Raw genomic sequence first — 21,344 nt, 5'->3', positions numbered from 1 at the left:
CTATTTGACGTGCCGCCCGCCGTTGACGGTCAGGGTCGTGCCGGTGACATAAGGGTTGTCCAGCAGATAACGCAGGCTCTGGTAGATCACTTCGCTGCCGGGTTCGATGCCCAGTGCGGACTTGGCCAGGGCCTTGGCGCGGTAAGCTGCGTCGTCTTCGGGGTTGAACAGTAGCAGGGCCGGGGCGATGCCGTTGACCTTGATCGCCGGGGCGAACTTGGCCGCGAACGACAGGGTCAAGCTTTCCAGGCCGGCCTTGGTGGCGCAATAGGCGATATGCCGGGCGCTGCCCTTGCGGGTTACATCATCGCTGATGTGCACGATATCCGCCGGGGTTGAACGCCGCAGTAGCTCGGCGCCGTGCAGGTTGATCAGGTAAGGCGCCAGCATGTGCACGCCGAACATGGCGTTGAAGGCCGCGGCTTCGCAGCCCGGGCCCTCGGCCAGCCAGGCCGAGGCGTTGTGCACGATGGCCCGCAGCCGGTCGGTGTGCTGCTTGAGTTGCTCGATAAAGGCCAGGATCCCCGCTTCGCTGGAGAAGTCGGCAAACAGCATGACCGCGCCCAGGTCCCGCAACGTTTGCACGCCTGGACGTTCGGTCCGGTAGGTCGCGATCACCGGTTGCCCGTCTTCCAGCAATCGCCGGGCACAATGCAGGCCGACGCGCTGGGCTGCGCCAGTGATCAGGATCGGAGCGGTGGCGCTGGACATAGGACGGCTCGGTTCACGGCTAGAGCAAAACTATAACAGCGACGCAAGATTGCGACAGGCGAATCTGTGACAGCGTCGATCCGACGTGCTCGCGAAGAGGGTGCGCCAGCCGACATCAGCGTTAACGGATAAACCGCTTTCGCGAGCAAGCCCGCTTCCACAGAGGATTATCGTCGAACACAAATGATGTGAACGACACAAATCTACTGTGGGAGCGGGCTTGCTCGCGAAGGCGGCATCCCGGTTAAATCACTGATTCTGTGTGAAAGGCTTGGCCGGCAACGTCCGCTGTGGCGCGCCGTTGAGCCAGTTCGCCAGCAGATGGGTCGACATCGGAATAAACAGGTAGACCATCAGTGGCGTCAGGATCAGCGTACTGATAAACACGCGGCTCAACAGGCCCAGTTCGCCCAGCAGCGGCCCCAACAGGAAATTGAACAACAGCGAGACGGGAAAAAACGCCAGCCAGATGGCCACGGCCTGTTTCCAGCGTGGCGGACGCTGACCGGCCGCGCCGAACCAGCCATCGATGCCGCGCACGCGGTGTTCGGAGGGATGGGCAAACAGATCGCTGCCCCGTCCCAGCCACGCCGTGCGGGAGGCTGAGTGTTCCCAGGCGTGCAGCGTCTGCTCGTCGGCAAACCGGAAGATAATCTGGAATTCATCGTCCTGGGGCGGTGGCGCGAGCACGCCTGAGCCCAGGTAGCCGGGAAAATCGGTTGCCAATTGTTCGCCTTCGCGCAACCAGGCGATCAGATCCTGATAGCGTCCATGGGCGACGCGGCGGGCAACCATCAGGGTGACGGGTGAGGTAGACATTATGCATCTCCGTAAGACAGGCGCGGCACTCCGGGTAGGAGGTTCGCGGGGGACGCCCCCGGGGTGGTGGGCAGCGTCTGGTCGCCAAAAAACAGGCAAGGATTATTCCTGATTGTGCGTAAAACAACAAAAACGCACATCGAGTACGTTTGTCCTTGTCATGACATGTCCGGGGAGGGGTAAACTAGGATCCAATTTCCCAGCCGGAATTGTCTGCCAAAATGAGTGTAATCACAGAGGATGGCTTCGTTTTCCAGGCATCAGGCGCCTTCAGACGGGAAGACCTGTTTCCCATTCGCGAAGTCGCGCGCATGACCGGCGTTAACCCCGTGACCCTGCGTGCCTGGGAGCGGCGCTACGGTTTGATCCAACCTACACGCACCGAAAGTGGGCATCGCCTGTACTCGTTGGGCGATATTGAAAAAGTGCGCAGCATCCTGGCTTGGATCGAGCGCGGGGTGGCCGTCAGCAAAGTGGGAAGGATCCTGGCGAAGACCGAGTCGGTGCAACCGGTCTCCACGCTGATTTCATCCGATCAGGTCAGGGCCGATCATGCCCACTGGCAACAACAGGTGGCGGACGCGGTTAGCAACTTTGACGATGTGGAGCTTGATCGTGTCTATGGGCAGGTCTTTTCCACCTATACCGTGCCGATCGTCTTCCAGGACATCCTGATGCCGCTTTGGCGACAACTATTGCAACGCCAGCAGACGTTTGGGAAAACCAGCGAATGGGTGTTTCTTGATGGTTTCCTGCGTTCGCGCATCATCCAGCGGCTTTTATTCAAGCGCGAAGGTACGTCGCCGCGTGTCCTGGCCTGCGCGATTGCCGATCATTGCCATGAACTGGAGTTGCTGGTCACGGGGCTTTTCCTGTCCAAGGCGGAAGTGGGCGTCAGGCTGTTGTCGATCGGCCTGCCGTTCGAGGAACTGACCCTGGTGTGCCAGAAGATCCAGCCGGTGGCATTGGTGCTGGTTTCCAATCATGCGCCGGCTCCAGACTTGCCAAAGCGCCTGGGCAAATTGGCAATGAGCCTGGATTGTCCTTTGATGCTGGCCGGTGATGCATCCGATCTGGCACAGGAGAGCCTGGTTGGATCGCCGGTCGGTTGCCTGGGGAATGAGGGGACAGTGATGCGCCAGCGCCTGCGTCAATTTCTGGCAGGCAACCTGGATACCTGAATGGAGTGTTCTGTATCGCAAGTACTGTTCCTTTATGACGGCGTCTGTTGCCGTCATGCTGCGTCGGGCTATGACTCGTCGCGGCGTCTTGCCTGACGACACCAGCCACCCGTCAAAAAGAAACGTGTTTGCGAAACAGGATACTAGAGGTGCATGGTCGGATGGGTCAGGCGATGTTGCTGCAGGATGTACTGGCGCAGGCGCTCGGTCTCGTCCTGGTCATTCTGGCTCAGGTGGTAGGCAAACAGGCCGCGATCGGTTTCCCGTTCGAAGCTGCCTCGCAGCGAAATTCTCTCGTAGCCTGATGGGCTGAACCACAAGGCAAACTGCTTCGGCGGTTTGGTCCGACTGCGGTTTTCCAGCAATACGCCCTTGCAGGAGACTTCGTGGACCCACAGCGGTCCCGGCTGCCCCTTGATGTTTTCCAGCGCCACCGGCTCTTCGAGCGCCAGGCGCCATGGGCGAATCTTCGGTCCGTCCTCGTAGATGCTTGGCACACCCAAGCGCAGGTGCATCGCATGGAATTCGTCTTCCACCAGATGCAGCGGAAAGGTCATTTGCTGGTTTTCGAAATTGGCTTGCAGCGTAACCTGCTCATTTGCCGCCAGACGTGTCAGCAAGTCACGGATCTGCGACCCACCGTTTACCAGCAAGCTCGACGTGACATCCCGCTCGTTCAACTGCGGGTTGTGTTGCATGGTCCGGATGAAATCCAGTTCATCCTGCGTCAGGAGGGCATCGCGCTGCATGATCTGCTCGAAATGATAATTTACGTGTTCACTGGTGATTGTAGTGACTGACCATTAATTCGTGGTTTTGTTTGAACCGTCCGTCGCTTCGAGTCGGGCAATTGTCTGCCGCGCTTCGGCCAGCTCCTTTTCCAGCTGGGCGACGCGTTGTTGAGCCTTGACCTGGGTCGTGACGTCTTTTTGCACACCCACGAAATAGGTATGCCCGTCAGCCTGGTTTTTTACCGTGGACAGTGACAACTCATTCCAGAACGGCGTGCCGTCCTTGCGGTAGTTGCGCAGCACCTCACGACAGGTACCGCCCTCTTTCAAGGCTTTGCGAATGGGCTCCAGCGAGGGCTGGTCCCGATCACCCGATTGCAGGAACCGGCAATCCTGATAGAGGATTTCGTCGCGGTGATAACCGGTCAATCGTTCGAAGGCCGGGTTCACGTAGATCAGGATATTGTCTTCACCTTCTTTTTCGGCGATGACAATCCCATCGTTCGAAGCATTGATGACCAGTTGCATCAGTTGAGCGTTGATCATGGGGAGAACCCTTTGAACATCCTTGTAGAAGCAGCATTCTAAAAGAAATCGATAGGCTGTCCACTGGCCATTAGGGCCGTTGAGAGCCATTCGCAGCCTGACAGGTGCAACTGTTACTATCCTGGCTCTTTTTTCAGGTTCAGGATCAGATCGATGAAAGTCGCCATTCTTTCCGGCTCAGTGTATGGCACCGCCGAAGAAGTCGCCCGGCACGCCGCCAAACTGCTTCGCGAGGCAGGCTTTGAATCCTGGCACGACCCTCGTGCGACCCTGGCGGATGTGCAGGCATTCGCACCGCAGGCCGTGCTGGCAGTGACTTCCACGACCGGCATGGGTGAGTTGCCGGACAATTTGATGCCGTTGTATTCGGTCATCCGCGACCAGTTGCCCGGGTTCTTTCGCGGTTTGCCTGGCGCGGTGATCGGCCTGGGCGACGCCAGCTACGGGGATACCTTCTGCGCCGGTGGCGAGCAGATGTGCGAGCTGTTCGTCGAATTGGGCGTACGTGAGGTGCTGCCGATGCTGCGTCTGGATGCCAGCGAGAGCGTCACGCCGGAAACCGACGCCGAGCCATGGCTTGCTGAGTTGATTGACACGTTGCGCCCTTGAAGCGGATGCGCTGACTCGTTCGGCCAGTAAGCTGGCTGCGAACGCAACTACCGCCTCTGAAAGAGCTGACTAGACTGATTTTCTTGCGTACGACGTTTCGATCGAAACATATAACAAGAAACCAGAGGTCAGAGCCGTGAGCGTAGCGCCCGTCCAAACGACACTCAGCATCAAAGATCAGGTCAGTGCGGCCGAATGGCAAACCCGGGTGGACCTTGCCGCCTGTTATCGGCTTGTTGCGCTGCACGGTTGGGATGACCTGATCTTCACCCATATTTCCGCAAAGGTTCCCGGTACCGAGGATTTCCTGATCAACCCGTTCGGGATGATGTTCCATGAAATCACCGCCTCGAGCCTGGTCAAGGTCGATCAGGCCGGCAACAAGTTGATGGACAGCCCCTACGAGATCAACCCGGCCGGCTACACCATCCACAGCGCGGTGCATGAGGTACGCCATGATGTGGCCTGTGTGCTGCACACCCACACCGCTGCTGGCGTGGCGGTATCGGCCCAGAAACAGGGGGTGCTGCCGATCAGCCAGCAATCGCTGTTCGTGCTGTCGAGCCTGGCCTATCACGCCTACGAAGGTGTGGCCTTGAATCACGAAGAAAAGGCTCGCCTGCAGGCGGACCTGGGCGAGAGCAACTTCCTGATGCTGCACAACCATGGCTTGCTGACCTGCGGCGGTACCATCGCCGATACCTTCCTGATGATGTTCACCTTTCAGCGGGCCTGTGACATCCAGGTCCTGGCGCAGAGCGGCGGGGCCGAGCTGATTGCCATCGAGCCGCAGATCCTGGCTGGCGCCCGGGCGATGATCGCCGGGGTGACCAAAAGCGCCCAGGGCATGGGCGGCGCGTTGGCCTGGCCGGCGTTGTTACGCAAGCTCGATCAACAAGACGCCGGGTATCGAAGCTGATGCCCCTGGCCCAGATTCCCCTGCGTATCTGGCGCCAGCGCAGCCAGATCTTCATGTTCCGAGGTCATGCCATCCGTTACTGGGTGGCCGGGCAGGGCGAGCCGCTGCTGCTGATCCACGGGTTCCCCACAGCCAGTTGGGATTGGCACTACCTGTGGCAACCGTTGGCGCAACGTTATCGGGTGATCGCGTGTGACATGCTCGGTTTCGGCGACTCCGCCAAACCGACGGATCACGTCTACAGCCTGCTGGAGCAAGCCGATCTGCAACAGGCCCTGCTCGCGCACCTGAATGTGAGGGGCGCGCTGCATGTGTTGGCCCACGATTACGGTGATAGCGTGGCCCAGGAACTGCTGGCGCGGCATTACGAAGCGCGCATCCATCTCGCCAGTTGCGTCTTTCTCAATGGCGGCCTGTTCCCGGAAACTCACCGCCCAGTCTGGGCCCAGAAACTTTTGCTCAGCCCCCTGGGGTGGCTGCTGGGGCGGGCGTTCTCCCGGGAAAGCCTGGTCAGCAGCTTTCGGCAGATTTTCGGCCCCAGGACCACCCCCACCGAAAGCGAGCTGGATGATTTCTGGAGTCTGGTGGAAGCCCATCGTGGCCCGTGGATCATGCACAAGCTCATAGCCTATATTCCCGAACGCCGTGTGCAGCGGGATCGCTGGGTGCAGGCGATGCAGCGCGGCGACGTGCCGTTGCGGGTGATTGACGGCGCGGTCGACCCGATTTCCGGAGAACACATGGTGGCGCGCTACGAGGCCCTGATCCCGAGCCCGGACACAGTGTTGTTGCCCGACATTGGTCATTACCCGCACACCGAGGCGCCGGTGCAGGTGCTCAAGCATTACCTGGCGTTTCGCGAAGCCATCGCCGCGCCGCACAGACAAATGGCCTGTTCATGACGATACCTTGTGGGAGCGAGCTTGCTCGCGAACGCGTCAGCACATCCAGCATCTATTCTGATTGAAAGACCGCTATCGCGAGCCTGCTCGCGATAGCGGTGCCTCTGCCAGCAGGAAAATCGAATAGGCCGCTGTGGCTTGGGCCCGCATCATCCCCTCACCTTATCGCCCACCATTCACTTGCAACCGTGTTGATTGTGACCGGTCGACTTGTGCCGGACACTCGTGTCCATTGTCCTGTCCGCCTGCTGGAGTTCTGCCATGAGTGAGTCTGTGCGCTTCGAAGATAAAGTCGTGATCGTCACGGGAGCCGGCGGGGGCCTGGGCCGCGCCCATGCGCTGCTGTTCGCCAAACAAGGCGCAAAAGTGCTGGTCAACGACCTTGGCGGCTCGGCTCAAGGGGAAGGGGCCAATGCCTCGGCAGCAGACCGGGTGGTCGCCGAAATCCGCGAGGCGGGCGGCATCGCCGAGGCCAACCACGACTCGGTGACCGATGGCGACAAGCTGGTACAAAATGCCCTCGACGCGTTCGGCCGGGTTGATGTGGTGGTCAACAACGCCGGGATCCTGCGGGACAAGACCTTTCACAAAATGGACGACGCCGATTGGGACCTGGTCTACCGCGTCCATGTCGAAGGCGCCTACAAAGTCACCCGCGCCGCATGGCCGCACCTGCGTGAACAGAATTATGGACGGGTGATCTTCACCGCGTCCACGTCCGGCATCTACGGCAACTTCGGCCAATCCAACTACGGCATGGCCAAGCTTGGCCTGTATGGCCTGACCCGCACCCTGGCCATCGAGGGGCGCAAGAACAATATCCTGGTCAACGCCATCGCCCCCACAGGCGGCACGCGCATGACCGAAGGCCTGATCCCGCCGCAGGTATTCGAGCAACTCAAACCTGAACTCGTCAGCCCGCTGGTGGTGTACCTGGCCAGTGAAACCTGCCAGGAAACCTCCGGCCTGTTCGAAGTGGGCGGCGGCTGGATGGGCAAGGTGCGCTGGGAACGCAGCCTGGGGGCGGGCTTTGATCCGCGCAAAGGGTTTTCGCCCGAAGACGTCGCCGCCCATTGGCAGCAGATCTGCGACTTCGAGCATGCGGTGCACCCGAATGACAATCTGGAAGCCTTGAAAGAAATGATGGCGAACTTGCAACACCACGCCATTTAAGTCTCATTACCTGGGCCGGTTGTCGCCCGCTGCGGTAACCGTGCTCATGGAAAATATTTTTGCACCAGGGCCGCCAGGTTCGCGGCGGTCTCGATAGGGCACAGACCTATCCCGCACGGCTCAACATCCAGGCAAAGCGCTCAGCGGGCCATTCCTTGCGGTCTGATACCTGCCCGTCGCCGAGCTCGACCACCCGCAGCACACCGTCTGACCTGAGTACTACGTCGACCGAGAAAAAAGGACTGTCGATCAGCCGTGCGCATTCGGTCACCAACTCAGGAATCTCATCGGTGCCGCCATAGGTCTGACCATGGAATACAAAATAGCGACGCTCGGTTTCTTCAATGTAATCCTCTCGTCGCCTGACGCATATACCGCCTTCAATCTGCCCCCGGTATTGGCGCATCTCTTCAACAAGCGGTGCTATGCCTTCGGGAGTGTCCACTAGACTGCCACCACCGGTGTTAAGTGACTTTACGTAGTCCTTGATGAAGTAGCCTGGCCATTGCAGGTCTTCGAGCGCTTGAACGAAGTTTGCATCGCTGTCCAGCACCACCGTTTCGCTCGTATAGGCAGTCAACAACGGATACCACTGTGGCAGGTGATGACAGTGTCGGTATTGCGTGGCGTTGGTGACTTCAATGACGCCTTTTTCACGCAGTTGGTTAACCAAAGCAGCATAAGCGTCGGGTGTCAGCATCCACCCGCGGTACAAAATCGAGTCTCCGGGCGTGAGGGATGCAGAAGTCTTGAAAAGGCCCGCTTCGAAATCTTCAAAAGAGAACAGCACAGTCCTCAGTCCCGCAGTCATTACCGCTTCGTACTCTTCAGCGTACTGCTCGTCAGGACGTTTTTTATAAAATGGGTCGCTAGGATAGAGGAGGTGCATTGCTTCTTACCGATGAGGAGTGGATGGTCAAAATGCTGCTGGGTTCGGTACATCATGACGCCGGAGTCGAGAGACCCCTGCTGCCGATTATTCAGCAGCAAGGGGCGTTCAAATATCTGGAGCGTCAGGGTTGCTTGAAGCCTGGTTTACCGTTGGCTGCACGCCAGTTTTTTATCTCGTCGACTATCGCCTCAGAGCTTTCCTTGCCAGGCTCTGGATAAAATAGAAGATCTGATCCTGCGGGGTGCTCTGAGATACGCTTGAAATCCAAGACTGCGTTGTTATGTGCTTTTTCAGAAGGAAAATTTCCTTCTGAAATTTTTATTATGAAGGCGAGAAATTCTTTTTCAGTTATTTCGGTTATCGATTTCTTCATTGTTTGTGCTCTCTATGAATTTCAATATGTCTTTTAGGGGTGGCGAGAGTGATATTGTCAATGTCGTAAACTCCACCATTTAAAGAAATGTATTGTTTATGGTGAAGCTCATATTTGGTTCGTGCGCCAATCTGTTCAGTCTCCTTGGTATAGGCAGAACGACCTTTTTTCATTTCTACTAGATTACGTGAATTAAATTGTTGCGAAAGTATAGGATCGCCAGCGACGGCTTTCCAAAAAGCCTCCCGAAACTTCCTGAAACGCCTAAACTCCTTTCCCCTCAACTGATCCGCAATCTGCGACGGAATGGGTGCCCCTTCACCTTTCGATGCTGCATCCGTCCACACGCCTGAAACCGGAGCCCCCATTCCCAGCGCAACCCCAGGGTCTTCCCGTCGATCCCTGAACATGACGTACAGAGGCGGCAGGCCTGAGTCGATTGGGAAAACGAAAACATAATCATCGAAGCTGTTTGCGGTTATTTCGGGAAACGGATCGATCCTTCCCTCTATGGGCGTTACCGATGCGCCTGTATAAACAGGCGGGGCGGGCGGCTCGGCGGGAAGGGCCGTGGAGCTGTTTCCGGGTTGAACGACCGGCGTCCACGTCAAGGTTCTGGGTGGGGTTTGTTCAGTTGTAGCGATGTAGAGGTTCTGTTGTGCGTTATAGGTAACCGGCACCACTCTGGTTTTTGACGGGTGGGTTACACCGTCGGTGTTGATCACGAGGATTTCGGATTGACCATCCACGGTTGCTTGAGAAGTGAGGCGTACCGGCAAGTCAACGAATCCGTCGGCCGCCGCGATTGCATGCAAGTCGTGGTGATGTGTCGGTGCGAGCTCCGAGAGTGGCGTGCTGAACGCATATCGCTCGGGTAATTCACCGTTTGCCAGCTTGGGTGAATAGAGCAGCGCCGCAAAACCCGCCAAGGTCGGCGCTGCCACTGCGGTAAGCGATTCGACAGCCATGGCGACTGCGGCTCGTAGCGCGGCCTGGATGGCCAAGGTCGCTTCCGAACTTATGGCCAGGCTACTGCCGACAAGCGTGAACACCGGACCGGCTGCGGCCGCCGCGCCCGGTATAGGATAGGCGCGGCCCGCCAGGACTTGTTCCAGTGCTTGTGCCTGGGCTACGCCTAGGATCTCGGCTTCGGCTGCCTTGCGTGCCTCTTCCGTGGAAGCCCATTCAGAAGAGTTGTTAAAGACGGTATAGATGGGCGGAATACCCGACTCAACCGGGAACACCGTGACGAACCCACTACCAAAATCGTAATCCTCCAGCTCCGGATCCTTATCGACCCCTCTGGTTATGGCCCAGGGGGTTCCGCCCTCATAGAGGTCGATCTTCGGCACGATCGATGGCAGTGTCGTGGATGCATCCGTCTCTTTTACGATAGGCGTCCAGGTCATCAAGGTGGATGAGCCATCTGGACTGTAGGATTTGTAGACGTTGCTGTGAGGGTCGAGTGTTGCAAGCCTGACCGGCACGCTGGAGGGCACCGATGTTCCGTCGGCACTCGCGACGACGAACATCATCTCGTCGTCGGTGGTCATGGAACCCAGCACCACCGGGAGATTGACCTCTCCCTTCGATGTTGCGACTGCCAGCAAATCATCGGTGTTGGCTGGAGCTAGTTCTGACAGCGGAACACTCAGGGCGTAGCGTTCTTCGTTGCCCAGCTCCGACGGGTCAATCAGTGACGCAAACCATGCAACAGTGGGTAATGCCGTTGCGGTAACTGTTTTTAGGATCGCCGAAACCGCGGTGCGTAACTCATCCGTGATGCCCGAGGCGGTCACCCGGTTGGGGGCGAAGGTCCCACCTGCGATTGTAAATACTGGGCCGGCGGCTGCGGCGGAGCCCGATACTGGAAATGTACGGGTAGCCCGGGCTGGTTGACGTGCCTTTTTGACTTCTGCCTGACGCCTCGCTTCCTCCGCCTCCAGTTCTTCAGCAGCGGCCCACCTTTCGGCCTCCCATAAGGCCATGGCGGCATCGTGGGCTTGTTTAGCAGCTACTGTTGCGGCAATCCGTGCAATCCGTGCTTGTTCTTCAGCCGCGCGTTTAGCCTCGGCTTCGGCGGCCTTGCGCGCCTGTTCCTGAGCCACGCGTTTGGCTTCAGCTTGAGCCTTTGCCCGAGCCTCCGCGGCTGCTTTTGCGTTTGCCTGGGCAATGGCTTTGTTGTGTGCGGTTAAGCGAGCATCCAATAGCTTGATCTGCTCAGCCAGGAATTTTGCCTCGTACGCCGCAGCATAAGAAACATTCCACTTGGAAATTGCGTTGTAGTAAGCCCTTTCACCTCCACGACGGCCAATGAGCTCGAACCCCTTATAACGAGCGTCTTGAGTTTTGTGAGTCAGTGGATCATGACCATAATAAAGATTGGCTATCGCTATGTGTTCTTGATGATCTTTTCTCGCTTTGAACAGTTGTAGCTTGAGTGTTCGTAATTCAATTTCGGCTGCATCGGTTCCACGAGGGACCACCGCAGCAACGGCTGCTCTTGTTTTGGCGAGTTCGGCGTTGGTTATATGAGTGATATTCCTGACATTTTCTTTGAAGAGCTCTTCGGTAGAAGTGTTGCTTTCATCTAGCCAATCAAGAGCATAATCAACGGCATCGTATGCACGATCAGAGTGGTCTGGGCCTGACACGCGCCTTGCGTTAAACCCAAACCCGTCAGGTGACGAAGGCGTGCGAGGTATACCTCTATTTACAAGTAGATTTTTTTCTTGCTGCATATCGAGTTCCTTTCGAATCGAATCTGAATAGCCATGCCGTGATTCAATACGTGCAGTCGTTCATGGCTATTTGCGTAGTCACCCATCCTGGGCGACCAAGGAAACTATAAGTTCGTTCTCTTAAAACAGGCAGGTGAGCCTTTCCGACAACAACGTAGGAAACAAGAAGTTTTAACTCGGAAATAGGCGCACATAAAAAAGGCCGCTGCAAAAAGCAGCGGCCTAAGCGTGACGTTGCAAAGGAGCTACAAACCAACGTCGGTAAACACGGGATGATGGACCGATACGCCAATCCATCCGAAGACGGTGTGCCAGGCATGAGGGATGCCATGAGGCTTGTGCTTGCAGGCCCGTTGCCCTGAAAGCCCGGCCAGCATAGGCATCGAGCCCCGCGGGAAACAGCCCGGATTCAGGCATGCACCGTTGCAGGGCGCGTAACAGTCGAAGGCTGGGCATGGGTATGCGCGGCGCTGATGACCCATCATCCAGTCCATCCATGCACGGCGCAAAGGCCTGCGCCGCATGGGCTGTAATCCTTTTTAGGTACAGTGCGAATACCTCCTTGGTGCGCTTATCGCCCCTGGCGTGCGGCAGTAGGGTGAAGCCTCTGTCACTCACCGGGGAAGACGCATGACAACAATAACAATGCGCGCCATCTTCAAGCCGCAGGCGCTGGCCGTCGCGGTGGCCTTGGGTTGCTGTGCCCAGGCGCAGGCCGTTTCATTCAACATTGGCGAGATCGAGGGTCAGTTCGATTCGTCGTTGTCCGTGGGCGCAAGCTGGGGCATGCGCGATGCCGACAACGACTTGGTTGGCACGGTCAACGGCGGTCGGGGCCAATCGTCCACCGGTGATGATGGGCGGCTGAATTTCAAGAAGGGCGAGACCTTTTCCAAAATCTTCAAAGGCCTGCACGACCTTGAACTCAAGTACGGCGATACCGGCGTGTTCGTGCGTGGCAAGTACTGGTATGACTTCGAACTCAAGGATGAAGGCCGCGAGTTCAAGGACATCAGCGACAGCAATCGCAAGGAAGGCGCCAAGTCCTCGGGGGCGCAGATTCTCGATGCATTCGTCTATCACAACTATTCCATCGCCGATTTGCCGGGCACCGTGCGCGCCGGCAAGCAGGTGGTCAGTTGGGGGGAAAGTACCTTCATCGGCAACTCGATCAACAGCATCAACCCGGTGGACGTGTCCGCGTTCCGTCGCCCTGGTGCGGAGATCAAGGAAGGCCTGATCCCCGTGAACATGCTGTTCGCCTCCCAGGGCCTGACCGACAAGCTCACCATCGAAGGCTTCTATCAGTTGGAGTGGGACCAGACCGTGGTGGATAACTGCGGCACGTTCTTCGGCAACGATGTGGTGGCCGATGGTTGCACCAGTGGCTACACGGTGGGCAGCCCGGCGATTGCGCCGTTCGTGCCATTGACCGAGGCATTCGGCCAGGGCATCCAGGTGTCCAGCGAAGGGGTGATCATTCCCCGTAGTGGCGACCGCGATGCCCGTGACTCCGGCCAGTGGGGTACCGCGTTGCGCTGGCTCGGCGATGATACCGAGTACGGCCTGTACTTCATGAATTACCACAGCCGCACGCCTACTGTTGGCACCATCACCGCAGGTTCCTCTACGCTGGCGGCCTTGCCGGGAATGATCTCGATTGCCAACATTCTGGCCCCAGGCAGCGGCAGCGGCCTGGCGCAAAGCGTCATGCTGGGACGCGGTCAGTATTACCTTGAATACCCGGAAGACATCCGCCTGTACGGTGCCAGTTTCTCCACGACGTTACCCACCGGCACCGCCTGGACCGGGGAAGTCAGCTACCGTCCCAACGCGCCGGTGCAGGTCAATACCAACGACCTGACCCTGGCGCTGCTCAACCCGATTGTCGGTGGCGCGACCTCGCCCATCGCGACCTCGGCCGGGGCGGATAACACCGGCTACCGGCGCAAGGAAGTGACCCAGGTCCAGAGCACCCTGACGCACTTCTTCGATCAGGTGCTGGGGGCTGATCGCCTGACGCTGGTTGGCGAAGCGGCGGTCGTGCATGTCGGTGGCCTGGAGTCCAAGGACAAGCTGCGTTATGGCCGTGACTCGGTCTACGGCCAATACGGCTTCCAGGGCGACACCGATGGTTTCGTCACCTCGACATCATGGGGCTATCGCGCCCGGGCCATCCTCGATTACTCCAACGTGATCGGCGGGGTGAACTTCAAGCCCAACATGTCCTGGTCCCACGACGTGGCCGGCTATGGCCCCAACGGTCTGTTCAACGAAGGCGCCAAGGCCATCAGCGTTGGTGTCGATGCCGACTACCGCAACACCTACACCGCCAGCCTGAGCTACACCGACTTTTTTGGCGGCGATTACAACGTTCTCGAAGACCGCGACTTCCTCGCGTTGAGCTTCGGCGTGAACTTCTGATCTGGCTGACAAGGAAAACCCAATGCGCAAGATGATCCTGCAATGCGGTGCCCTGGCCCTGAGCCTGCTGGCCGCGAACGTGATGGCGGCGGTCTCGCCGGATGAAGCGAATAAACTGGGTACCAGCCTTACGCCGTTGGGCGCGGAAAAAGCCGGCAATGCCGATGGCTCGATTCCGGCCTGGACCGGCGGCATCCCGAAAAACGCCGGTGCCGTGGACAGCAAGGGCTTTCTGGCCGACCCGTTCGCCAATGAAAAACCGCTGTTCACCATCACCGCCGCGACCGTGGACAAGTACAAGGACAAGCTGTCCGAAGGCCAGGTCGCGATGTTCAAGCGCTACCCGGAAACCTACAAGATCCCGGTCTATCCGACCCACCGCAGCGTGGGCCTGCCGCCGGAAATCTACGAGTCGGCCAAGCGCAGCGCCCTCAACGTGAACGCCATCAACGACGGCAATGGCCTGGCCAATTTCACCGGCAACCGCTACTACGCCTTCCCGATTCCCAAGAGCGGCGTGGAAGTGCTGTGGAACCACGTCACCCGTTATCACGGCGGCAACCTGCGCCGGGTCATCACCCAGGTGACGCCGCAGACCAATGGCAGCTTCACGCCGATCCGCTTCGAAGAAGAAATCGCCGTGCCGTTCCTGATCAAGGACGCCGACCCGGAAAAGGCCAGCAACGTGCTGACCTATTTCAAGCAGGAGGTCACTGCCCCGGCACGTCTGGCCGGTAACGTACTGCTGGTGCATGAAACCCTCGACCAAGTGAAGGAGCCACGCCTGGCCTGGATCTACAACGCCGGCCAGCGCCGGGTGCGTCGTGCCCCGCAAGTGGCTTACGACGGCCCGGGCACCGCCGCCGACGGGTTGCGCACCTCCGACAACTTCGACCTGTTTTCCGGTGCGCCGGATCGCTACGACTGGAAGCTGGTCGGCAAAAAGGAAATGTACATCCCGTACAACAGCTACAAGCTCGACTCGCCAAGCCTCAAGTACGACGATGTAATCAAGGCCGGTCATATCAATCAGGACCTGACTCGCTATGAATTGCACCGGGTCTGGGAAGTGGTCGGCACGGTCAAGCCCAGCGAGCGGCACATCTATGCCAAGCGCCACATGTACATCGACGAGGACAGCTGGCAGGCGGCGCTGGTGGATCACTACGACGGTCGCGGCCAGTTGTGGCGGGTGGCCGAAGGTCATGCCCAGTTCTACTACGACCATCAGAACCCGGGCTACACCCTGGAGGCGCTCTACGACATCATTGCCGGCCGCTACATCGCGCTGGGCATGAAGAACGAAGAGAAACACAGCTATGAGTACGGCTTCGAAGCCCGGGCCGCCGACTACACACCGGCAGCGCTGCGTTCGACCGGGGTTCGCTAACCCTTCGGACGGACACCGCATCTGTGGCGAGGGAGCTTGCTCCCGCTGGGGCGCGCAGCGGCCCTGAAACCAGACGGCTCGATGTATCAGGTGCATTGAGTGGACCGTTTTGGGGCTGCTGCGCAACCCAGCGGGAGCAAGCTCCCTCGCCACGGGACCGAGTCTGATTTGAACCCGACATGACGACCGGCAGCGCTCCTGCCGGTCGTTTCTTTATGAGCGCCAATCAGCGCGCTGAATACTTCTCCAAAGCTCGGCGACACAGGACTAGGGTGGTGAAATAACAATAAACAGGATCACCCACATGACCGCCATGACCCCGTGTCCGGACCGTCCAGGATTGTTGCCTCGCCTGTCCTCGACGCACGTGCCGCGGCGGTCCCTGAGTGAGTCTTTGCTGACGTCCGAAGCGCGGGTAAAACTGCTTTGCGCGCCAGCGGGCAGTGGCAAGAGTGCATTGTTCGCCGAGTGCTTCCTGCAGGCTCCCGCCGGGTGTCGGTTGCATTGGTTGCCATTGGGGGGCGCGGCGTTGAGCGCGGTGCAACTGTGCGAGCGCCTGGCCCAGGCCCTCGGGTTGCCGATGCTTGATGAAGCGGGACTGCTGGCCCACCTGGCGCGTTTGCAGACACCTACGTGGTTGTTCCTGGATGACTACTGCCGGGTGCCGAATCCCGAACTGGACCAGTTGCTCGACCGTCTGTTGAACACCAGCAGTCCAGCGTTGCACCTGTGGCTCAATAGCCGCCGCCGTCCCCAATGCAACTGGCCGCGGCTGTTGCTCGATGACGAACTGCACGAGTTCGATGCGCAGGCGTTGTTCTTTACCCCGGACGATGTCCTGCCATTGCTGCGTCATCTGCCCGGCCCCCAGGCTGCCCGCACTGCCCGCGAGGTGATTCAACGTAGTGGCGGCTGGTGTGCCGGGGTGCGCATCACGCTGCTGGAACGTTGCGATTGGGCGCGCAAACATGCAACGCCCGGACGGCCGGGGACCTTGGTCGACTATCTGGAGTACGAACTGTTCAGCGCGCTGACTCCAGACCTGGCGCAGGCCTGGCATGTGCTGGCGCATCTACCGCGCTTCAATGCCCGGCTATGCGAGCATCTGTTCGGCGACACCGTGGGCGTGCAATGCCTGCCCTTGTTACTGGACCTGGGATGTTTCATCGAACCATGGGAGCAGACGTCGGACTGGTTGCAGATTTTTCCGGCGCTGGCCCGGCTGGTACGTGAAGAGCCCTGGCCGCAGGGGCGTTCCTGGCATCGACGGGCCTGCCAGTGGTTTGCTGCCGAGCAGGACTGGCAAATGGCGTTCGAGCAAGCCATGTTGGCCGAGGAGTTCGAGACTGCCGTGAGTTTCTTGCAGCATCTGAGCTTCGAGCACGTCTTGCAGCGTCGCAACGTGGTGCTGTTGCTGGGCCTGCACGATCAACAAGGTGAAGCGCTGACCCTCTGTACGCCACAATCGGTGGGGTTGGTCACCGCTGCGCTGTTGTTCGCCGGACGCTTCAACCAGGCGTCGACATGCATTGAGCAGTTGGCCAGGTTCATGCCGCAGCCTTCGGCCTGCCGGCAGCGACAGCTGCTGGCCAGGTGGCAGGTCTTGCAAGGCTGGTTGCTGCACCTCTCGGGCGATGGCGAACAGGCGCGCGAGCACTTTCTCCAGGCCCAGGCCAGCCTGGACCCCGAGGCCTGGGCCCAACGGTTGCTGTGCCTGGGTGGGCTGACGCAGCAGGCGCTGCTTGAAGGCGAACTGGCTTCCGCGCATCGGATCAACCGCCAGGCGCTGTGCCTGGCGCGCGCACAGGGTTCGCTGGTGTTCGAAGGATTGCTGGAACTGGATCACGCCCAAGTCCTGGAACAACGTGGCGCGCCTCATCGGGCCGATCATCTGCTGGCCGCTGTCCAGGCGCTGCTGGATAAACCAGGCCAGGACTTTTCCCCGTTGTTGGGACGTATTGCCCTGCGGCGCGGGCGCCTGGCGTTGCGCATGGGGTTTGAAGAGCGCGCCGCCGAGCAGTTTCAAGCGGGTCTGGAAACGGGCCTGCACAGCCTGGACAAACAGGTGCTCTACGGATTTCTCGGCAAGGCCAGCCTGGCTGCCAACCAGGGCGATTATGGCGAGGCCTTCATGCAACTGCGCGATGCCGAGCGGATCATGCAGCAGCGGCACATCCCCGACACCGTTTACCGTGGCGTGTTATTGCAAACCAGCTGTCAGTTCTGGTTGCAACAGGGGCGGGCGGAATTGGCCCATGAAGTCTTGACCCGCGTCTTGCGCCACTTTCGTGGGCCGCAGGCCAAGCACGCACCTCCCGCGACGCTGGAATTGATTGCGCGACTTGAATACCTGCTGGTGCTGGCCGAGGTCTACCTGCAACGGGCACAGGAGCCGCAGGCGTGCCTGCAAGCCATGATCACCCGGGCACAGCAGAGTGAAATGCACAGCCTGGAGACCGAACTGCATCTGGTGTTGACGGAGGTTGTCTGGTTGTCCGGCGATCGCTCCCAGGCCCGGACACTCCTGCAAGAAGGGCTCAAGCGAGTCACGTGCTGGCGGGCCCAGCAAGCCTTGTGCGAGCTGCGTTTGCGCCAGCCCGAGCTGGGCCACTGGACGCAATCGGCAGCGCCCATCGAACCATCAACGGCTGGCGCCGAAGATACGTTACTCAGTCACCGAGAGCTTGAAGTTCTGCAATTGATTGCACAAGGTCATTCCAATCAACAAATTGCCGAGCAACTGTTCATATCGTTGCACACGGTAAAAACCCATGCGCGTCGCATACATAGCAAGTTGGGGGTGCAGCGGCGTACTCAAGCAGTTGCGAAGGCTAAAGTCATGGGGGTGATGGGGTAGGTTGAAAACAACTCCCGAAGGTCTTTACGCACGCTTACATTTGTCTTTTTACAGTATGGGGTTTGTCTGATGTATAACTAAGCCTGCGGATCGAACAGGAAGTTCGGTCTATGACATGACAAGGATGTCTTATGAATACCAAGTTGTTTTCTTCTTACTCTGAAAAACTGCTCGCACTGAAGAATACCCGTGTGGATTTTGCCGTGCAGGTGTTGTTGGGGCGCTATTTGGAAGCGCTGGGTGTCAATCCGTTCAGCAGTTATCTGAATACATTGGCAGACTTTCCGAATCCCGAAGTTGGCTCGTCCGAAACCCTGTTCGATGAAGCATTGGCCTGGGTTGAAAAGCAGCGGGTGCCCAACTACAAACAAGGCGTCAGTAACGTGTTCAACAAGCGTTATTCTTTTGCCGTTGAAGACCGTGTCAGGGCGCTGGATTTGATCGCGTTCGAAAAAATCGTTTCGGATATCGTCACCCAACTGACTGAAAAACCTGCAATGGATTTATCCTGGCGTTCCATCAAGCCGTTGTCGGTTGAGGATATTCATGGTGCATTGAAACTGCACTTGCCCGGGGTCGATCTGGATAAAGTCTACGTCACCGGTTTTGTTACCCATGGCGCTGGTGAGCGCGTGGTGTCTTCTTCTGAACCGCTGGTCGACTATCTACTGGGCCATTTCGACAATAATGAGATTCCCTACCACTCCAAAGGCGATCACCAAGCTATTTACATGGTGCCCTTCAGTGGGGATGACCGTCATCTCCATCCGCGACTTGCCCCCGCTCACCTCAATGATCTAATGATCAAGATTGTCCCGGATTTCCTGGGCTGATTCCGAACTCGCTTCATAGCCCATTCGCCAACTCACGGCCTGGGTCGCTGCCAGCAGGCGTTGCGCCGCCGGGCCGTGCTCGTCGGCATGGAACAGCGAGGTCGGGCCAACGATGGTCATGACCGCTGTCACTTGGCCGACGGCATTGAATACCGGGGCGGACAAGGCATCCACCCCCGGCATCAGCAAGCCATGCACATGGTGCAGGCCGCGGCTGCGAATCTGCTCGCACAACACGGCGTAAGCGCGGTCGTCGGCGAGGGCGTGGTGCTCGGTGCCTTGTACTTCCTGTTCGCGCAAGCCGATGGTCTCGCGCTCCGGCAGATAAGCGCTGAATACCAGCCCCGTGGACGAACTGAGCAGTGGCAATACCGAGCCCAGTTGCGTTACCACGGTCACGGCCCGCACGGCGGGTTCGATGCGCACCACGGTCGCGCCATGGTTGCCCCACACCGCCAGGAAGCAGGTTTCGTTCAAGTCGTCGCGCAATTCGGCCAGGGGCAGGGCGGCCACTTGCAGCACGTCCATGCCGTTGAGCGCTGCCAGGCCTACGCGCAGGGCCTCGCGGCCCAGGCCGTAGTGGTTGGTGGCGGCGTTCTGCTCGGCAAACCCGCTGGCGATCAAGGCTTGCAGATACCGATGAACCTTGCTCGCCGGCATTTGCACGTGTTCGGCCAGCCGCGACAGCGACGTGGAGGGCGACAGTTCGGCCAGGGCCTTGAGGATGTCGGTGCCGACTTCGGCCGAGCGGACTTTCTGTTTACCGTTGCTGAGCGGGGTTTCCATGGAGGCGCTGGGTCCTGAGGCGAATGGGCGTCTTTATAGCTTGACGGTCGCTGTCGAGCAAATTACGTTATGCGTAATTGAATTACGATAAAAACAACCCGGTACGCCTCAACCACTCCGTTGAGTGACGGGCCGCATTCCTGGAGGCTCCATGAACCTCGTTTCCCCAGCGTCGGACCTGGCTTACCAATCAGGCTTCGGCAATGAATTTGCCAGCGAAGCCTTGCCCGGCGCCTTGCCCGTCGGCCAGAACTCGCCGCAGAAAGTCCCATACGGTCTCTATGCCGAGTTGTTCTCCGGTACGGCGTTCACCATGGCTCGCAGCGAAGCGCGGCGTACCTGGATGTATCGCATCCGACCGTCGGCCAATCACCCGGCCTTCACCAAGCTCGAACGGCAACTGGCGGGTGGCCCATTGGGCGAGGTCACGCCCAATCGCCTGCGTTGGACCCCGCTGGAGATCCCCGCCGAGCCTACCGATTTCATCGACGGGCTGGTGTGCATGGCGGCTAATGCCGGTGCGGACAAACCGGCCGGCATCAGCCTTTATCAGTACCGCGCCAACCGTTCCATGGAGCGGGTATTTTTCAATGCCGACGGTGAATGGTTGATCGTGCCGCAACTGGGACGGCTGCGGATCGCCACCGAGTTGGGCGTGCTGGAACTGGCACCGCTGGAAATCGTCGTGCTGCCCCGGGGCCTGAAATTTCGCATTGAACTGCTCGACCCGCAGGCCCGTGGTTACCTCGCCGAAAACCACGGAGCGCCGCTGCGCCTGCCGGATCTCGGGCCCATCGGCAGCAATGGCCTGGCGAACCCACGGGACTTCCTGACACCGGTCGCCCATTATGAGAACCTCGCGCAACCCACCTCGCTGGTGCAGAAATTCCTCGGTGAGTTATGGGGTTGCGAGCTGGATCATTCGCCCCTCGACGTGGTGGCCTGGCACGGCAACAACGTGCCGTATAAATATGATCTGCGCCGCTTCAACACCATCGGCACGGTCAGCTTCGATCACCCGGACCCGTCGATTTTCACCGTGTTGACCTCGCCCACCAGCGTCCACGGCCTGGCCAACCTCGATTTCGTGATTTTCCCGCCACGCTGGATGGTGGCAGAGAACACCTTCCGTCCACCGTGGTTCCACCGCAACCTGATGAACGAATTCATGGGCCTGATCCAGGGTGCCTACGATGCCAAGGCCGAAGGTTTCCTGCCGGGCGGCGCGTCCTTGCACAGCTGCATGAGTGCCCATGGCCCGGACGGCGAGACCTGTACCAAGGCGATCAATGCTGAACTGCAGCCGGTGAAAATCGACAACACCATGGCGTTCATGTTCGAGACCAGCCAGGTGCTGCGTCCAAGCCGTTTCGCCCTGGACTGCCCGCAACTGCAAACCGACTACGATGCATGTTGGGCCTCGCTGCCTGTCACGTTCGACCCGACCCGGAGATAAC

General features: G+C 59.1%; 18 protein-coding genes. 10 read left to right on the top strand and 8 right to left on the bottom strand.

Translation table 11 applies throughout. The annotated features are described in order from the left end of the window. Complete coding sequence (folM, locus tag BLU76_RS18315; protein WP_092149364.1) at positions 1 to 711, bottom strand: dihydromonapterin reductase; 711 nt, start codon at positions 709 to 711, stop codon at positions 1 to 3. A gap of 249 nt (positions 712 to 960) precedes the next feature. After that, on the bottom strand, positions 961 to 1,530 hold the full coding sequence (locus tag BLU76_RS18310) for an antibiotic biosynthesis monooxygenase (RefSeq protein ID WP_092149367.1): 570 nt from the start codon (positions 1,528 to 1,530) through the stop codon (positions 961 to 963). 221 nt (positions 1,531 to 1,751) lie between these two features. Between BLU76_RS18310 and BLU76_RS18305 the strand changes: the two genes are divergently transcribed. After that, entirely contained in the window at positions 1,752 to 2,711 is a 960-nt protein-coding gene (locus BLU76_RS18305; RefSeq protein ID WP_092223760.1) for a MerR family transcriptional regulator, read from the top strand. 143 nt (positions 2,712 to 2,854) lie between these two features. Here BLU76_RS18305 and BLU76_RS18300 read toward each other — a convergent pair whose 3' ends face one another. Both BLU76_RS18300 and BLU76_RS18295 read right to left on the bottom strand, forming a co-directional pair. Then, positions 2,855 to 3,460, bottom strand: a complete 606-nt coding sequence (locus BLU76_RS18300) for a hypothetical protein (protein WP_092149373.1) — start codon at positions 3,458 to 3,460, stop codon at positions 2,855 to 2,857. Between the two features lie 54 nt (positions 3,461 to 3,514). Next, positions 3,515 to 3,988, bottom strand: coding sequence for a PAS domain-containing protein (locus tag BLU76_RS18295; RefSeq protein WP_063324428.1), 474 nt, complete (start codon positions 3,986 to 3,988; stop codon positions 3,515 to 3,517). Between the two features lie 153 nt (positions 3,989 to 4,141). Between BLU76_RS18295 and BLU76_RS18290 the strand changes: the two genes are divergently transcribed. The 4 genes from BLU76_RS18290 to BLU76_RS18275 all read left to right on the top strand — a co-directional run bounded on the left by BLU76_RS18290 (position 4,142) and on the right by BLU76_RS18275 (position 7,591). Beyond that, on the top strand, positions 4,142 to 4,597 hold the full coding sequence (locus BLU76_RS18290) for a flavodoxin (protein WP_063324429.1): 456 nt from the start codon (positions 4,142 to 4,144) through the stop codon (positions 4,595 to 4,597). Between the two features lie 136 nt (positions 4,598 to 4,733). After that, a complete protein-coding gene (locus tag BLU76_RS18285; RefSeq protein WP_063324430.1) occupies positions 4,734 to 5,516 on the top strand; it encodes a class II aldolase/adducin family protein in 783 nt (260 codons plus the stop codon). Then, positions 5,516 to 6,418, top strand: a complete 903-nt coding sequence (locus BLU76_RS18280; protein ID WP_092223758.1) for an alpha/beta fold hydrolase — start codon at positions 5,516 to 5,518, stop codon at positions 6,416 to 6,418. Before BLU76_RS18285 ends, BLU76_RS18280 begins: the two co-directional genes overlap by 1 nt. Before the next feature lie 261 nt (positions 6,419 to 6,679). Continuing rightward, positions 6,680 to 7,591 (top strand): SDR family oxidoreductase, encoded by a 912-nt coding sequence (locus BLU76_RS18275; protein ID WP_092149376.1) that lies wholly within the window; start codon positions 6,680 to 6,682, stop codon positions 7,589 to 7,591. A 106-nt stretch (positions 7,592 to 7,697) separates the two neighbouring features. On the opposite strand, the gene BLU76_RS18270 is transcribed toward BLU76_RS18275, so the two are convergent. The 3 genes from BLU76_RS18270 to BLU76_RS18260 all read right to left on the bottom strand — a co-directional run bounded on the left by BLU76_RS18270 (position 7,698) and on the right by BLU76_RS18260 (position 11,597). Next, positions 7,698 to 8,480 (bottom strand): ATP-grasp domain-containing protein, encoded by a 783-nt coding sequence (locus tag BLU76_RS18270; protein ID WP_092223756.1) that lies wholly within the window; start codon positions 8,478 to 8,480, stop codon positions 7,698 to 7,700. 124 nt (positions 8,481 to 8,604) lie between these two features. Further along, entirely contained in the window at positions 8,605 to 8,856 is a 252-nt protein-coding gene (locus BLU76_RS18265; RefSeq protein ID WP_092149382.1) for a bacteriocin immunity protein, read from the bottom strand. Continuing rightward, positions 8,853 to 11,597, bottom strand: a complete 2,745-nt coding sequence (locus tag BLU76_RS18260; protein ID WP_092149385.1) for an S-type pyocin domain-containing protein — start codon at positions 11,595 to 11,597, stop codon at positions 8,853 to 8,855. Before BLU76_RS18260 ends, BLU76_RS18265 begins: the two co-directional genes overlap by 4 nt. A gap of 630 nt (positions 11,598 to 12,227) precedes the next feature. On the opposite strand from BLU76_RS18260, the gene BLU76_RS18255 reads away from it, so the two are divergent. The 4 genes from BLU76_RS18255 (at position 12,228) to BLU76_RS18240 (ending at position 19,101) form a co-directional block, all read left to right on the top strand. Next, positions 12,228 to 14,021 carry a DUF1302 domain-containing protein gene (locus tag BLU76_RS18255; RefSeq protein WP_092223754.1) on the top strand — a complete coding sequence of 598 codons (1,794 nt, stop codon included), beginning with the start codon at positions 12,228 to 12,230 and terminating at the stop codon, positions 14,019 to 14,021. Between the two features lie 22 nt (positions 14,022 to 14,043). After that, positions 14,044 to 15,411 carry a DUF1329 domain-containing protein gene (locus BLU76_RS18250; protein ID WP_063324435.1) on the top strand — a complete coding sequence of 456 codons (1,368 nt, stop codon included), beginning with the start codon at positions 14,044 to 14,046 and terminating at the stop codon, positions 15,409 to 15,411. Between the two features lie 304 nt (positions 15,412 to 15,715). Then, complete coding sequence (locus BLU76_RS18245; RefSeq protein ID WP_092223752.1) at positions 15,716 to 18,268, top strand: helix-turn-helix transcriptional regulator; 2,553 nt, start codon at positions 15,716 to 15,718, stop codon at positions 18,266 to 18,268. A 131-nt stretch (positions 18,269 to 18,399) separates the two neighbouring features. Next, positions 18,400 to 19,101, top strand: a complete 702-nt coding sequence (locus BLU76_RS18240; protein WP_092223751.1) for a hypothetical protein — start codon at positions 18,400 to 18,402, stop codon at positions 19,099 to 19,101. On the opposite strand, the gene BLU76_RS18235 is transcribed toward BLU76_RS18240, so the two are convergent. After that, positions 19,066 to 19,887 carry an IclR family transcriptional regulator gene (locus BLU76_RS18235; protein WP_092149397.1) on the bottom strand — a complete coding sequence of 274 codons (822 nt, stop codon included), beginning with the start codon at positions 19,885 to 19,887 and terminating at the stop codon, positions 19,066 to 19,068. The genes BLU76_RS18240 and BLU76_RS18235 overlap by 36 nt on opposite strands. 151 nt (positions 19,888 to 20,038) lie before the next feature. On the opposite strand from BLU76_RS18235, the gene hmgA reads away from it, so the two are divergent. Then, a complete protein-coding gene (gene hmgA, locus BLU76_RS18230; RefSeq protein ID WP_092223750.1) occupies positions 20,039 to 21,343 on the top strand; it encodes a homogentisate 1,2-dioxygenase in 1,305 nt (434 codons plus the stop codon). Position 21,344: the final 1 nt, after the last annotated feature.

The organism is Pseudomonas sp. NFACC08-1 (assembly GCF_900106735.1).
GTDB lineage: Bacteria > Pseudomonadota > Gammaproteobacteria > Pseudomonadales > Pseudomonadaceae > Aquipseudomonas > Aquipseudomonas fluorescens_Q.
This window is presented reverse-complemented; position numbering and strand designations above follow the sequence as displayed.